This is a genomic window from Thalassobaculum fulvum (assembly GCF_014652915.1).
GTDB classification, from domain to species: Bacteria; Pseudomonadota; Alphaproteobacteria; order Thalassobaculales; family Thalassobaculaceae; genus Thalassobaculum_A; species Thalassobaculum_A fulvum.
This window is the reverse complement of record NZ_BMZS01000003.1, coordinates 289,177-303,003: the sequence shown is the minus strand read 5'-3', so window position 1 is coordinate 303,003 and position 13,827 is coordinate 289,177. Positions and strand designations below refer to the sequence as shown.

Genomic DNA, 13,827 nt, shown 5'->3' with positions numbered 1-13,827 from the left:
CGCGCTACTCCACGACCGGCCGCGCCAGCCGGAACGCTCTCTGCCCCCTGACCGCGCGGTGGTTCGGCATCACCAGCACACAGTCGTCGTAGGGGGTGCCGATCTCCTCGCCGCCGTCGACCGCGAACACCTCCCCCGCCTTCGCGAACCGCTCGAGCCCGTCGAACCTCGCGGTGAAGTAGAAGTCGTCGGTCCGGATGGTGTAGCCGTGCGTGACTTCCAGCATGGTCTGTTCGACCGGGTCGGGGTCGGAGGCGTGCTCGCGGAACACCCCGGGGTCCAGCATGTCGAGGGCGCGGAGGAAGTGCAGCGCGGTGTCGAGCGCCACGACCGCGGTCCCGCGCGACCAGTGATGCCCGCACTCGACCAGCACCGCCACCTTGTCGCCGGCCGGGTCGTTGAACGGACCGTACTCGATCAGCCTGCGGCCCTGAACGTGGCCCGACCCACAGGCCACCGTGGCGGGATACCCCATGGCCCGGGCCAGGCGACGTTCCTTCGGCAGGCCGTGAACCAGCAGGATCGGCTGCGACCGGGTACCCATCGAGTGGATGTCGAGGAGCCGGTCGGCGCGGTCGAAGAACGGCCGCAACGCCTGCGCCCGCCGGGCCTCGACCGTCGTCGGCGGGGCGTCCAGCCGATCCGCCGTCCACAGCCGGTTCATGTCCTCGTCGACGAACCGGGAGAGCATCGGCGCCGACGGATCGAACCGGTCATAGGCCTCGTGGTTGACGAAGCACAGTGTCAGGCGACCGCGGGTCGGCCGGACTCCGGCCTGCAGCAGCCGGTCCAACGCGACCGCCCCGCACAGCTCGTTGCCGTGCATCAGCGCATTGATCATTGCGTCCGGCCCGGGTCGCCCGCTGTCGAGGCAGTGCACGTAGTCGACGCCGGTGTTCGCACCCCGCCAGCGCGCGATGTCCGGCGCCTCCAATTCGACGCTCAGGCTGTCGTCGCCGATCATCGCCGCCTCCAGACCCGCCAAGACGTATCTTGCGTCGCGGCGGGCGAGCGGTAAACCGGCAGGTGCATCGGGAAGCGCTCGATACCACCGTCGCGGAAGAACGGTGGCGACCCCTACGGGATTCGAACCCGTGTTGCCGCCGTGAGAGGGCGGTGTCCTAGGCCTCTAGACGAAGGGGTCGTCGAGGAGGAGCGTCAGATAGCAAGCCTCCCGACCGAATGCAAGAGGCACATTGCGGGTGTCAGTAGAACAGCACGTCGGCGCTCACCAGGCTGCTGGTCGAGTAATTCAGCAGGGTGATCGAGTTGCCGCTCCCGAGGTCGATCACCACGTCGGTGCCGCTCTGGGTCGCGTGGCTGACCAGGGTGCTGAAGCTGGTGATTCCCGACCCGTTCACGTTGCTCTGGATCACCAGGTAGTCGGTGAAATAGGTGAAGTCGGAGATCGTGTCGTTGCCGCTGGTGCCGCCGAAAATGAAGCGGTCGTAGCCGTCCCCGCCGACCAGCAGGTCGTCGCCGCGGTTGCCGTACAGCAGGTCGCTACCGGAACCGCCGCTCAGCGTGTCGGCGTCCTGGCCGCCGAACATCGTGTCGATGCCGCTGCCGCCGATCATCAGGTCGGTGCCGTGGTTTCCGTAGAGCAGGTCGTTGCCGGAGCCGCCGTCGACGGTCTCCGTGCCGCTGCGATACGCGGTCGGCTGGTCGCTCGACGACCCGGTGCTGGCCGGCCCGTCGTTCTGCCCGCCGTACAGGGTGTCGTTGCCGATCCCGCCGCTGAGCAGGTCGATCCCGACATTGCCGTAGATCAGGTCGTTGCCGTCGCCGCCGAGCACGGTGTCGGTGCCGGTGCCGGCGGCAGCCCCGTCGTTGCCGCCGAGCAGCGCAATGTAGTCGTTGCCGTCGCGGGAGTGGACGTACTGGATGCCGCTGTCGCCGGTGAAGGTCTCAGCCGAATCGGACCCGAAGGTCACGTTGCCGATCGTTCCGGTCCCGGAGTAGCCGTACAGGTAGCGCGCCGCCAGGATGTCGTACTCTCCGAGCCCCGTGGGATACACGGCACTGCCGGTCGTGTAGGACATCACCGTGTTGTCGGTGTTGTCGACGCTGCTCGACAGGTACGGCGACTCGTCGGTGGACGAATACGCCCCCGGGTGCTTGAGGCCGATGGCGTGGCCGATCTCGTGCATCAGCGTGAGATAGCCGTAGTTCCCGACCTCCGGCGCGGTGTTGTAGTCGAAGTTGTTGGCGATCCAGACGTCGCCGCCGAGTTCGCTGGTCGACGGGTAGTAGGCGTAGCCGGCGGCGTCCGTCATGGTCTCGGTGCCGAGCTGGATGGAGCCGCCGCTCGACACCTCGACGAAGGTGATGTTCGCGATCGACGACCACTCGGCGAAGGCCAGCCGGGTCGCCGACTTCATGGTGTCGTTGAACTCCTGGAAGGACGACACCGCGTTGTACGACGGGGCGCTGGTCAGGAACGAGTAGGTGACGGTGGTCGAATGCCCCATGAAGCCGCTCGGGCCCCACTTGTAGCTGCCACCGGCCACCAGCGCATCGATGGTGTCATTGCCCGACGACTCCGAGGTCGACAGCTCGCTGCGCACGTCCGGTCCCGCCGCCTGGGCGGCCCAGCCTTCCTTCTCGTAGTCGATCGCCATAGCGACACCCGTCCGCAGGTCTGACGGATCAGCGTGCGGCCCCGCCGCCGGGCGGTCAAGCCCGTGCAGGATATCGATCGATTGTCGGGAGAGTGGCGACCCCTACGGGATTCGAACCCGTGCTGCCGCCGTGAAAGGGCGGTGTCCTAGGCCTCTAGACGAAGGGGTCTCACCGGACCCGGGGGATGTACCTTCGGGGCGAACGGAAATCAACCCCGACGACGCACGTCGCGTTACCCGTTTGCCGGTGCCGCGTCGTCGACGATCAGCTGGACCTGGTCGCCGCCCCGGAAGTCGTCGGCCCGCAGGTGGCCGGCCACGTGCATCGCGGTGCTGCCGGCCCGCAGCAGCGACCCGCCGAGATCGCCGTCGAGGGCCCGGAACGCGATCGCCTTGAGCCGGCCGCCGTCGGCGCCCGCCAGCGTGCAGCGCACGTGATTCTCGCCGACGACCCCGGCCCCGACGACGCGTACCGCCGGGAACACGAACCGCGGCTCAGGGTTGCCGGTCCCGAACGGCCCGATGCGGCCGACCGTGCGCACCAGGTCGCCGGTGGCCCCGCCGGGGGCGAGCGCCGCGTCGACCGACAGCGTCGGCGTCGCCGCCTGGCCCTCCAGGTCGGCCGCCACCCGCTCGCACAGGAATGCCCGGAACGCCCCGAGGCGGCCCGGCTCGACCGTGAAGCCCGCCGCCATGGCGTGGCCGCCGCCCTTGACCAGCAGCCCGGCCTGCCGGGCGGCGATCACCGCGGCGCCGAGCTGCACGCCGGGAACCGAGCGGCCGGAGCCGGTCCCGATGCCGTCCTCGAACCCGACCACGCAGGCCGGCCGGTTGAAGCGGTCCTTCAGGCGGCTGGCGACGATCCCGACGACGCCCGGATGCCACCCCTCCCCGGTGACCACCAGGGCTGCCGCGTCGGCCTGGGCCTCGGCCTGCGCGATCGCGGCCTCCAGCACCTGCGCCTCGATCGCGCGCCGCTCCTCGTTGTAGCGATCGAGCTCGGCGGCCAGCGTCGCCGCCTCGACCGGATCCTCGGTCGATAGCAGGCGGGCCCCCAGATCCGCGCGCCCGACCCGGCCGCCGGCATTGATGCGCGGCCCCAGCACGAAGCCGAGATGGTACGGGTCGGGCCGGCGGTCGAGGCGCGCCACGTCGCCGAGCGCGGCCAGCCCCGGGTTGCCGCGCGTCGCCATCACCCGGATGCCCTGGGCCACGTAGGCGCGGTTCAGCCCGGCGAGCGGGACCACGTCGCACACGGTTCCGAGGGCGACGAGATCCAGGAGGTTCCGCAGATCCGGTTCGCGCCGGGCCTCGAACCAGCCGCGGCGGCGCAGCTCCCGGTTGAGGGCGACCAGGGTCAGGAAGGTGACGCCGCAGGCCGCGAGATGGCCGAACTCCCCGCTCTCGTCCAGCCGGTTCGGATTCACCACCGCGACGGCCGCCGGCAGATCCGGACCCGCGAGATGGTGATCGATGACCAGGACCTCGATGCCGGCCGCCTTCGCCGCGCCGAGGGTATCGAGCGCCAGGATCCCGCAGTCCAGGCAGGCCACCACCGCGGCACCGCGTCCTGCCAGCCCCTCGAGGGCCGGCAGGTTGGGCCCGTAGCCCTCGTCGATGCGGTCCGGGATGTGCACGACGGTCTCGGTGCCGACCGCCCGCAGGTAGCGGGTCATCAGGGCCGCCGAGGTCGCGCCGTCGACATCGTAGTCGGCGAACAACCCGACCGTCCGGCCCGCCTGCACGGCGTCCGCCAGCCGCGCCGCGGCCGCGTCCATGTCGCGCAGGACACTCGGATCCGGAAGCTCCGCCTTCAGGGTCGGGTCGAGAAAGCGCTCCACGGCTTCGAGCGCCACCCCGCGCTGGGCGATCAGCCGGCCGACGATCTCCGGCAGGCCGTGGCGCTGGGCGATGGCCAAGCCGACGCGCTCGACGGCGCCGTTCCCGCCGCCGCGCGCGACCCAGCGCCTTCCCGTGGCCGACCGCTCGACGCCGAGGACGGTCGCCGTCATCCCGGCGTTCTCAGTCCAGGCCGGACGGCTTGCGCGTGAAGTCGTGGGTCGCCTCGATGGTGCGGACGGTGCCGGTCTTCGAGCGCATGATGATCGAGTGCGTGTAGGCGCCGCCGTGGAACCGCCGGACCCCGCGCAGCATGGCGCCGTTGGTCACGCCGGTGGCGGCGAACATGACGTCGCCGCCGGCCAGCTCCATCAGGCCGTACTTGCGGTCGAGGTCCTCGATCCCCCAGCGCTTGGCGCGAGCCTTCTCGTCGTCGTTGCGGAACAGCAGCCGGCCCTGGATCTGACCGCCGATGCAGCGCAGCGCCGCCGCCGCCAGCACGCCCTCCGGGGCCCCGCCCGAACCCATGTAGATGTCGACGCCGCTGGTCGGCTGCGAGGTCGCGATCACGCCCGACACGTCGCCGTCGGAGATCAGCATGATCCGGGCCCCGGCCTCGCGGACCTTGGCGATCAGCTCGGCGTGCCGCGGGCGGTCCAGGATGCAGGCCACCAGGTCGGAGATATCCACCTGCTTGGCCTTGGCCAGGCTCGTCAGGTTCTCCTTCACGGTCGCGTCGAGGTCGACCACCCCGTCCGGCAGGCCGCCACCGACCGCGATCTTGTCCATGTAGACGTCGGGCGCGTTCAGGAACCCGCCTTCCGAGGCGAGCGCCACCACCGCCAGCGCATTGGCGCCGCCCTTGGCGGTGATCGTCGTGCCCTCGAGCGGATCGAGCGCGATGTCGATCTTGGTGCCGCCGCGGCCGACCTTCTCGCCGATGTACAGCATCGGCGCCTCGTCGCGCTCGCCCTCGCCGATAACCACCGTGCCATCGATCTCGAGGTTGTTCAGCGCCGTCCGCATGGCGTCGACCGCGGCCTGGTCGGCGGCCTTCTCGTCGCCCCGCCCCATCAGCTTCGACGCGGCCAGCGCCGCCGCCTCCGTCACCCGCACCGCCTCAAGCGCGAGGTTGCGGTCCATGGTGAACACTTCGGCACCGTTTTCCGACATCGGACGCTCCCGACCCCATCGTTGTCGTTTCGGAATTGCGGGTGGCCGCCGGCGGCGGACCCGGGCATTACGGGCTTTTAGCCCATCCCGGCCGCCGTCGCGAGACCCGAATAGGCTTGTCAGAGCTCGACGATGCGGATCATCGCCGGCGGCTCCAGAACGGCGTCGAGCCGCGCGATCTTGTCGAGCGCCCGCCGCATCGACGCCTCGTCGACCTCGTGGGTCGTGAGCGCCACCGGAACCTTCTCCATCGGGTCGCGCCCCTGCTGCAGCATCGACTCCATGGAGACGTGCTCGTCGCGCAGGATCGCGGTCACGTCGGCCAGCACGCCCGGACGGTCGATCACCATCAGCCGAACGTAGTACCGGCCCTCGAGCGCCTCCATCGGTGCCGGCCTGGCGGCCCGCAGCTCGGCGGCGGCGATGCCGAACACCGGCGCGCGCCGTCCCGCCGCCACGTCGACGATGTCGCCGATCACCGCCGACGCGGTCGGGCCGGCGCCGGCCCCGCGGCCGAGGAACAGCGTGGTGCCGACCGCGTCGCCCTCGGCGACGACGGCGTTGAACACCCCCTCGACCTGGGCGATCGGCGCGTCCTTGCGGACCATGCACGGATGCACCCGCTGGCGCACGCCTTCCGGCGCCTCCTCGGCGATGCCGAGCAGCTTGATGCGGAAACCGAACTCCTCGGCATAGGCGATGTCGAGCGGCGAGATCGGGCGGATGCCCTCGATGTGGACGCCGTCGAAGTCGACCTCCCGGCCGAACACCAGGGCCGCCAGCAGCGACAGCTTGTGGGCGGCGTCGATGCCGTCGACGTCGAACGACGGGTCGGCCTCCGCATAGCCGAGCTCCTGCGCCTCGGCGAGCACGTCGTCGAACGCCCGGCCGGTGTCGCGCATGGCCGACAGGATGTAGTTGCAGGTACCGTTCAGGATTCCGTAGACGCGGCCGATGCTGTTGGCGACCAAGCCCTGCCGCAGCGCCCGGATGATCGGGATGCCGCCGGCGACCGCGGCCTCGTAGGCGAGCGTCACGCCGCCCGCCTCGGCGGTCTTGGCGAGCGCGGTGCCGTGGTGCGCCAGCAGCGCCTTGTTCGCGGTCACCACCGACTTGCCGGCCGACAGGGCGGTCTCGACCAGCGTCCGAGCCGGACCTTCGGAGCCGCCGATCAGCTCGCAGACCAGGTCGACGTCGTCGCGCCGCGCGAGGGCGACGGCATCGTCCTCCCACGCCACACCGGCCAGATCGACGCCCCGGTCCTTGCTGCGGTCGCGCGCCGACACCGCCACCAGCTCGATGGGCCGGCCGGCGCGGCGCGCCAGATCCTCGCGGCGGAGTCGCAGCAACCGCACCGTCTCGGCGCCGACCGTTCCCAGGCCGGCGACGCCCACGCGCAGAACTTCGCTCATTACGTCCTCGCAGTATACTCTAACAATGCCCATCAAGGCATTGCGTCAATTGAGAATAATCCGCCCCACCTAGTAGAAGAGGACGATCTCGGCGCGCCGGTTGCCGGCCTCGCCGGACGGCATGACCTCATAGTACTCGGGCTGGGTGTCGCTGACCGCCTCGACCCGGACCCGCTCGGCCGGCATGCCGGCGGCGATCAGCGCGTTCGCCACCGCCTGAGCCCGCTTCAGCGAGATCGCGAAGTTCGCCATGTCGTGGTCGCGCAGGCTGAGATCGCCGGTTCGCGACGACGCGTGGCCGATCACCTGCACCCCGGCGCCGCTCGGCGCGGCGGCCCGGGCGATCTCGGCGATGGCGTTCAGCTCGGCCGCGGTCAGGCGGGCCGATCCGTGGCCGAAATAGATCGTCGAGGCGAGATAAGGGCGGCCCGAGAACGTCGACGCCGCCACCGCGCCGCCGCCGATCGCGTCCTCGTTGACGATCACGCTCTGGCTCGAGGCGGTCGGGGCCGGCGCACCGACCGCCGGCTCGGCCGGAGCGGCCCGCGCCCCCGCGGCCGGTCCGGCGGAGTCCAACGTCGTACGCTCCGCCATCTGCTCGGCCGGCGCCGGGGAACGGCGTTCCGGGATCGCCGACGCGGCCGGTTCCGGCGACGGTGCGGGTGCCGGCGAGGCTCCGCGGCTGATGCTGTCCCCGACCCGGCCGGTCGTCGAGGCCCGCAGGCCCGGCGTCTCCGGGGCCGGCCGGTTCGGCCACAGGTTCGACCGCTCGCCGCTCGCCGTCGGTTCCGCCCGCGCGGTCCGGCGGGGTTCCGCCGGTTCCGGAGCCGGCGGCGGCACGGTCGCCTGCCGGCTGGGTGCCGGCGCCTGCGACGCCCCCTGCCCGGCGCTCGCGGCGGCGGTCGTGGGCGCGGTCGGCGGCGCGGCCGCCGGCTCGCCCGAATAACGGGCGTTGGCGCGATCGGCGACCAGCCCCTTGCGCAGGGCCTCGCGCTCCTCGGCGGTCGTGGTCGGGGTCGGCCGCGGCGGGACGCTGGCGAGGTTCGGATAGGCGGCATTCGCGCTGCTGCCGCCATCGGCGGCCGTGGCCCGTCCCGGCTCTGCCGGGGTCTCCTCGTCGCCGAACCAGCCGCCGACGGTGTCGGAAGCCCCGCGGTACCACTCGACCGGGTTCAACGCGTCGGGAACCGAAGAGCATCCGGTCACCCCCAACGCCCCCGCCATCACGAACACCGCCAGCGCCCGCCGTCCCGCCGACGTCTTCGCGATCCGCGCTTCCTGCGTCATCCCGCTCTCCCGACCTCACCCATCCGGCGCCTCCCGGGCGCGCGTCACGCCGCCACGGAGGCCCGTACCCTTACCCGTCAAGCCGCGAAAATAACACGGTTTTCAACAGACGGACACGCTTTGACAAACTTGACGGGTACCGCAGATGACCACGCGTCACCAATTTCTGCTACAACCGACCGCAGAAGGCGGACCCCATACCGTCCGGAGGCACGACGGCATCGTCATGACCGAAGCACAGGATACCCAGAACAAGCTGCCCGACCCTGTCGAGCTCTCGCGCACCATGGCCAGCATCGCCGAGCGCAGCCAGCGAATCGTCCAGGAGTTCATCGAGCAGCAGAACGCCGAGAGCGGCGACCGGGACGCCCTCGGGATGACCGACCCGCTGAACATCGGCAACGCGTTCCTCGAGCTCACCACCAAGATGATGGCCGACCCGACGCGGCTGTTTCAGGCCCAGATGGGCCTGTGGCAGGACTACATGTCGCTGTGGCAGGCCGCCACATCGCGGATGCTGGGCGGCCGGGCCGAGCCGGTGGTGGCCCCGGAGAGCGGCGACCGCCGCTTCAAGGACCAGGCCTGGGAGGACAGCTACCTCTTCGACTACATCAAGCAGACCTACCTGCTGACCGCGCGCTGGATGCAGAAGACCGTCCAGGACGTCGAGGGGCTGGACGACAAGACCCGGCGCAAGGTCGATTTCTACACCCGGCAGTTCGTCGACGCGATGGCGCCGTCGAACTTCGCGATGACCAATCCCGAGGTCCTGCGCGCGACCCTCGAGAGCCGCGGCGAGAACCTGGTCAAGGGCCTGGAGAATCTGGTCGGCGACCTGGAGCGCGGCCACGGCAAGCTCGACATCCGGATGACCGACCACGAGGCGTTCGAGGTCGGCGTCAACGTCGCCACCACGCCCGGCAAGGTGATCTACGAGAACGAGCTGATGCAGCTCATCCAGTACTCGCCGACCACCGAGACCGTGATGCGCCGGCCGTTGCTGATCGTGCCGCCCTGGATCAACAAGTTCTACATCCTCGACCTGCGGCCGAAGAACTCGTTCATCCGCTGGGCGGTCTCCCAGGGCATCACGGTGTTCGTGGTGTCGTGGGTCAACCCGGACGAGCGGCTGGCCCGCAAGAGCTTCGACGACTACCTGCTCGAGGGCCCGATGGCCGCCCTCGACGCGATCGAACAGGCGACCGGCGAGCGCGAGGTCAACGCCATCGGCTACTGCATCGGCGGCACGCTGATGTCGGCGACCGTCGCCCGGATGGCGGCGCTCGGCGACGACCGCATCAAGTCGATCACCTTCTTCACCACCATGATCGACTTCGCCGAGGCCGGCGAGCTGTCGGTGTTCATCGACGAGGAGCAGCTGGCCGCGCTCGAGGACCGGATGAACAAGGCCGGCTACCTCGACGGCCGGGCGATGGCGACGACCTTCAACATGCTGCGGGCCAACGACCTGATCTGGTCGTTCGTCATCAACAACTACCTGATGGGCAAGGAACCCTTCCCGTTCGACCTGCTGTACTGGAACTCCGATTCCACGCGCATGCCGGCGGCCATGCACAGCTTCTACCTGCGCCGCATGTACCAGCAGAACGACCTGGTGAAGCCTGGCTGCATCACCCTCGCCAACGTGCCCATCGACCTGTCGAAGAACACGCTGCCGACCTTCGTGCTGTCGACGAAGGAGGACCACATCGCGCCGTGGAAGTCGACCTATGCGGCGACCCAGACCTACAAGGGACCGGTGAAGTTCGTGCTGGCGATGTCCGGCCACATCGCGGGCGTCGTGAACCCGCCGGCGGATCCGCCGAAATACGGCTACTGGACCCGCAAAGGCAAGGCGCCGAAGGACCCCGAGAAGTGGCTGCAGGGCGCCACCCATGTCGAGGGCTCGTGGTGGCCGGAGTGGCGGGCCTGGCTGGCGCGGTTCGGGGGCGGCGAAGTGCCGGCCCGGGTGCCGGGCGACCATGACCTAAAGCCGATCGAGGACGCGCCCGGCCGCTATGTGGCGGTCAAGACCGGCGGTTGACCCGGCACACGTCGAGGCTCCCGCAATGTCCAGCAGACGTCCGCCGCTCGCCGAGCGGGTTGCGCTCCCGAGACCGGAAACCCAGGGCGACGGCGCGCTCTACCGCAGCTTCCTCGACTGGGACTGGCGGGTCCGCGGCCGCAAGCTGCAGAAGTGGCACCACTATTTCGACGTCTACGAGCGCCACCTGTCCCGGTTCCGCGGCACCGACTGCCACCTCCTCGAGTTCGGCGTCATGGACGGCGGCTCGCTGTTCATGTGGCGCGAGTTTCTCGGTCCCGGCGCCCGCATCACCGCGGTCGACATCGACCCCCGGACGTTGCAGTTCAACGGGCTGCTGCCCGACGTCACCGTGGTGACCGGCGACCAGGCCGATCAGGCAGTTCTCGACCGCATCGTCGCCGAGCACGGCCCGTTCGACATCGCGATCGACGACGGCGGGCACACCGCGCGCCAGCAGATCAACACCTTCAACGGCATCTACGCCAGCGTGGCCGCCGACGGCGTGTACATCTGCGAGGACACCCACACCAGCTACTGGCCGGAGTACCAGGACGCCGGGCCGCAGACGACCATGATCGAGCACGCCAAGAAGCTGGTCGACGAGATGCACTCGGTCTACCGGGCCGCCAAGCCGTCGCGGTTCTCGGTCCCGATGGCGGAACGGCAGGGAGACATCGCGGTGTCGCGCTTCGCGGCCTCGACCTACAGCATCCAGTTCTACGACTCGATGATCGTGTTCGAGAAGCGCCCCCGGGCCGAGCCCTGGAGCGAGTTCCGCTGATCCGCTCCCTAGCGGTACGAGCGCGCCAGTTCGCCGTAGTGCATCGCCGACGCGTGGATGTTCTCGACCTCGGCGGCGGTCAGGTCGCGCAACTTCCTGGCCGGCGAGCCGGCCCACAGTTCGCCCGACCGGACGATCTTGCCCGGGGTCACGAGGGCGCCGGCGGCGACCATGGCGTGGCGCTCGACGACCGCGCCGTCCATCACCGTGGCTGACATCCCGACGAAGCTGTCGTCCTCCAGGGTGCATGCATGGATCACCGCGGCGTGCCCGATCGTCACGCCGGAGCCGATCAGCGTCGGGAACCGGTCGGTCGCGATGTGGACGATCGTGCCGTCCTGGACGTTCGTCCGCGCGCCGACCCGAATGTAGTTGCCGTCGCCCCGCAGTACGCAGCCGTACCAGATCGACGCCTCGGCGGCGATCCGGACGTCGCCGACCAGCACCGCGGTCTCGGCCACGAAGGCGGTCGGGTCGACCGCGGGGGTCACGCCGTGATGCGGGCGGATCAGGGTCGGCATGGCGATTTCCTCGTCGGTCGTTCGACGGGACTGTAGCGCAGCCGGGTGGCCGGCACAGCGACACAGCCGGGCACAAACGCGAAAGGGCCCGCTCTCGCGGGCCCTTCCAACCTGGCGACGGAAGCCGGGGCGTTCCGGTCAGCGCTTCGAGAACTAGACCTTTTCTTTTTCCTTATTTTCCAATGCTTTCGAGAAATGACAAAAACGTGTCAACCGCTTGTCAAAAAAACACTAAGGAAAAATGGGACATCCTACGGGCTTACAGATCGAAAAAAGTAAAGATCCGCACTATATCGAATACTTACTATTTTCATTGCAGTAACACCGACCGTATGCTATACGTCTGCTAAATATCAATACGCGTGCGGGTGGGATTTACCACCCTCCGGTTCTGGGGCACGCGCACCTTTATCGAAAATCCTCATAGTTTCGTGGCCACTCAATGAGTGCTGCCAATTCTATTCATATTGTCTAATTCCACAAATCGCTCTTGGAGCAAAATTCCATGTTTCAACCCAAGTCTAACAGCATTGCCTTTCTCAGACGTGCAGAGCCAATCGCCTTCCTAACTTCCACTGGCGGATTCTCTACATGTCATTACTATCACATGACACTCACTCAAGATCATTCTAATTACAGTGCAATCGAATCAGACCTATGGTCCGACCACGATTTCTTGATCAAATATTCTCGACGTCGAGTCAACCCTCGCATTGGCACTAATCGTGCCAATCTCTCATATTTCTCGATAATCGAAAATTCCGACGATCCACATGTGCGCAAACATTTTCATATCGTTCTGGCTGTTCCAATTTCAGTCGATAAATCCTTCAAGAGGCTAATTAAACGTAGCAACGCCTCGAAACTCGCCATTGCTTGGCGTACCAGACATCCTCGCGGATCGTTTCACATATCGGCGATTCCATCGGTAGCTGATTTTGAACGATGCACTAGCTACGATACAAAAAAGTGGAAGAATTTTGAGATGAATCAAAACGGCGAAATGCCCCCCTACCGTGTTTCAATTTGCACTTACTAATATTGTCGATGATATTCATCGTCTCTTTCATAGCGATATTATCTATGATTCTTGCATATCACCAGTTTGGAAAAATTGACGAACCCTTCTCATAAAGCTCTTAAAATCTCGATTCTCCGCAGCCAATCGACTACACATGGACCATTCGATGTCCAATCGCTCTCTAGACGGAATCAGAATCTGACTTTCTGCAGGATCCTCTACGTTCAGTAATATCAATCCGATCCCATGCATTGCATACAATATTCTTAGTTCTTTTATCGTATCTGATCCCTCTATACGCGATGCAACCAAATAACCGAAATTTGCCCACGACGAATTTGAAACCGCCTGAAAATATGTCTCGCGCGCATTAGAACGATTCACCAACAGCTTTACCTCAAATGACCAGAGTCGGATCCTTCTATCTCTACTTTCACGAACTGCGAGCTTAACCTCACTATCAAGTCCCCTAGTTAAATCCTCCATACCCACAACATCCGGAAACAGCCAACGATTCCCACCCCGGCCATACGCGTTCGACGAGCGTCTTTCGTCAATTCTAACTCCCTTAAAAGGATACTCGCCTTCCATAAACTCGATCAGAATCGGGTATAGCTCAGCCTCGGAAACCTCTAATTGTACATCAACGTCGACTTCCGATCCCCCTGTTCCGTCGCCCGACTCAAACTGCGTTGACAGTTCCTTTCGGCTAGGCGTCCGCTCTGCATCGTGAACTTCTTGTTCTTCAGATTTTTCGGTCCAATAGAATTGCCGCGGCCGAATGCCTTCAGTGGTCCGAAGCTGCGGCACCTGTCGCTCCCAATTGGGTCGACTAGCACCTATCTCAGCGACTATCTGATTCATCACCTCTGCATGGCTATTGACCGCAGAACTCTTCTCAAGCTTGGCCTGCACGGCCGCCGGATAGCGCGCCGCGATCCATTCAGCTATTTGCCGCGCCGTGAAGCGCGAACCCGGCTGTGATTTGAGAAGCTCCATTGCCCGATTTCGAAGATCCATTCTCTCGGACATTGTTCCCACCAACGATCCCTAACGACCATTCCTACGCCGCAGCCCAATGTCGCAACAGCCAGTTTCCAAGCCATGCTAACGCAACATCGGCAT

10 protein-coding genes and 2 tRNA genes are annotated in these 13,827 nt (G+C 66.7%); 2 read left to right on the top strand and 10 right to left on the bottom strand.

The genetic code is table 11. The features are described 5' to 3' along the window. Positions 1-4: 4 nt before the first annotated feature. The 8 genes from IE246_RS07820 to IE246_RS07785 form a co-directional block, all read right to left on the bottom strand. On the bottom strand, positions 5-964 hold the full coding sequence (locus IE246_RS07820; protein ID WP_229836653.1) for a M14 family metallopeptidase: 960 nt from the start codon (positions 962-964) through the stop codon (positions 5-7). A gap of 104 nt (positions 965-1,068) precedes the next feature. Next, a tRNA-Glu gene (locus tag IE246_RS07815) sits at positions 1,069-1,144 on the bottom strand. Positions 1,145-1,205: 61 nt separating this feature from the next. Next, a complete protein-coding gene (locus IE246_RS07810) occupies positions 1,206-2,621 on the bottom strand; it encodes a matrixin family metalloprotease (protein ID WP_189988399.1) in 1,416 nt (471 codons plus the stop codon). 93 nt (positions 2,622-2,714) lie between these two features. Next, positions 2,715-2,790, bottom strand: a tRNA-Glu gene (locus tag IE246_RS07805). 64 nt (positions 2,791-2,854) lie between these two features. Next, positions 2,855-4,633, bottom strand: a complete 1,779-nt coding sequence (gene recJ / locus IE246_RS07800) for a single-stranded-DNA-specific exonuclease RecJ (protein WP_189988398.1) — start codon at positions 4,631-4,633, stop codon at positions 2,855-2,857. Between the two features lie 10 nt (positions 4,634-4,643). Further along, positions 4,644-5,603, bottom strand: coding sequence for a class II fructose-bisphosphatase (gene glpX, locus IE246_RS07795; RefSeq protein ID WP_189988688.1), 960 nt, complete (start codon positions 5,601-5,603; stop codon positions 4,644-4,646). Between the two features lie 149 nt (positions 5,604-5,752). Then, on the bottom strand, positions 5,753-7,045 hold the full coding sequence (locus IE246_RS07790; protein ID WP_189988397.1) for a homoserine dehydrogenase: 1,293 nt from the start codon (positions 7,043-7,045) through the stop codon (positions 5,753-5,755). A gap of 69 nt (positions 7,046-7,114) precedes the next feature. Beyond that, positions 7,115-8,332 carry an OmpA family protein gene (locus tag IE246_RS07785; RefSeq protein WP_189988396.1) on the bottom strand — a complete coding sequence of 406 codons (1,218 nt, stop codon included), beginning with the start codon at positions 8,330-8,332 and terminating at the stop codon, positions 7,115-7,117. 226 nt (positions 8,333-8,558) lie between these two features. Between IE246_RS07785 and IE246_RS07780 the strand changes: the two genes are divergently transcribed. Together IE246_RS07780 and IE246_RS07775 are read left to right on the top strand one after the other, a co-directional pair. Next, entirely contained in the window at positions 8,559-10,376 is a 1,818-nt protein-coding gene (locus IE246_RS07780; RefSeq protein WP_189988395.1) for a PHA/PHB synthase family protein, read from the top strand. 25 nt (positions 10,377-10,401) lie between these two features. Beyond that, positions 10,402-11,160 carry a class I SAM-dependent methyltransferase gene (locus tag IE246_RS07775; protein ID WP_189988394.1) on the top strand — a complete coding sequence of 253 codons (759 nt, stop codon included), beginning with the start codon at positions 10,402-10,404 and terminating at the stop codon, positions 11,158-11,160. Positions 11,161-11,168: 8 nt separating this feature from the next. On the opposite strand, the gene IE246_RS07770 is transcribed toward IE246_RS07775, so the two are convergent. Both IE246_RS07770 and IE246_RS07765 read right to left on the bottom strand, forming a co-directional pair. Beyond that, positions 11,169-11,681 carry a gamma carbonic anhydrase family protein gene (locus IE246_RS07770; protein ID WP_189988393.1) on the bottom strand — a complete coding sequence of 171 codons (513 nt, stop codon included), beginning with the start codon at positions 11,679-11,681 and terminating at the stop codon, positions 11,169-11,171. A gap of 1,081 nt (positions 11,682-12,762) precedes the next feature. Then, the gene (locus tag IE246_RS07765; protein ID WP_229836641.1) at positions 12,763-13,701 is read right to left on the bottom strand and encodes a hypothetical protein; all 939 of its coding nucleotides are present in this window, start codon (positions 13,699-13,701) and stop codon (positions 12,763-12,765) included. Positions 13,702-13,827 lie beyond the last annotated feature (126 nt).

Excerpts from the sequence above, each read along its gene's own strand:
- IE246_RS07770 (WP_189988393.1), bottom strand. The coding sequence starts at position 11,681 with ATGCCGACCCTGATCCGCCCGCATCACGGCGTGACCCCCGCGGTCGAC.
- IE246_RS07790 (WP_189988397.1), bottom strand. The coding sequence starts at position 7,045 with ATGAGCGAAGTTCTGCGCGTGGGCGTCGCCGGCCTGGGAACGGTCGGC.
- IE246_RS07785 (WP_189988396.1), bottom strand. The coding sequence starts at position 8,332 with ATGACGCAGGAAGCGCGGATCGCGAAGACGTCGGCGGGACGGCGGGCG.
- IE246_RS07780 (WP_189988395.1), top strand. The coding sequence starts at position 8,559 with ATGACCGAAGCACAGGATACCCAGAACAAGCTGCCCGACCCTGTCGAG.
- glpX (WP_189988688.1), bottom strand. The coding sequence starts at position 5,603 with ATGGACCGCAACCTCGCGCTTGAGGCGGTGCGGGTGACGGAGGCGGCG.
- recJ (WP_189988398.1), bottom strand. The coding sequence starts at position 4,633 with ATGACGGCGACCGTCCTCGGCGTCGAGCGGTCGGCCACGGGAAGGCGC.
- IE246_RS07820 (WP_229836653.1), bottom strand. The coding sequence starts at position 964 with ATGATCGGCGACGACAGCCTGAGCGTCGAATTGGAGGCGCCGGACATC.
- IE246_RS07765 (WP_229836641.1), bottom strand. The coding sequence starts at position 13,701 with ATGGAGCTTCTCAAATCACAGCCGGGTTCGCGCTTCACGGCGCGGCAA.
- IE246_RS07810 (WP_189988399.1), bottom strand. The coding sequence starts at position 2,621 with ATGGCGATCGACTACGAGAAGGAAGGCTGGGCCGCCCAGGCGGCGGGA.
- IE246_RS07775 (WP_189988394.1), top strand. The coding sequence starts at position 10,402 with ATGTCCAGCAGACGTCCGCCGCTCGCCGAGCGGGTTGCGCTCCCGAGA.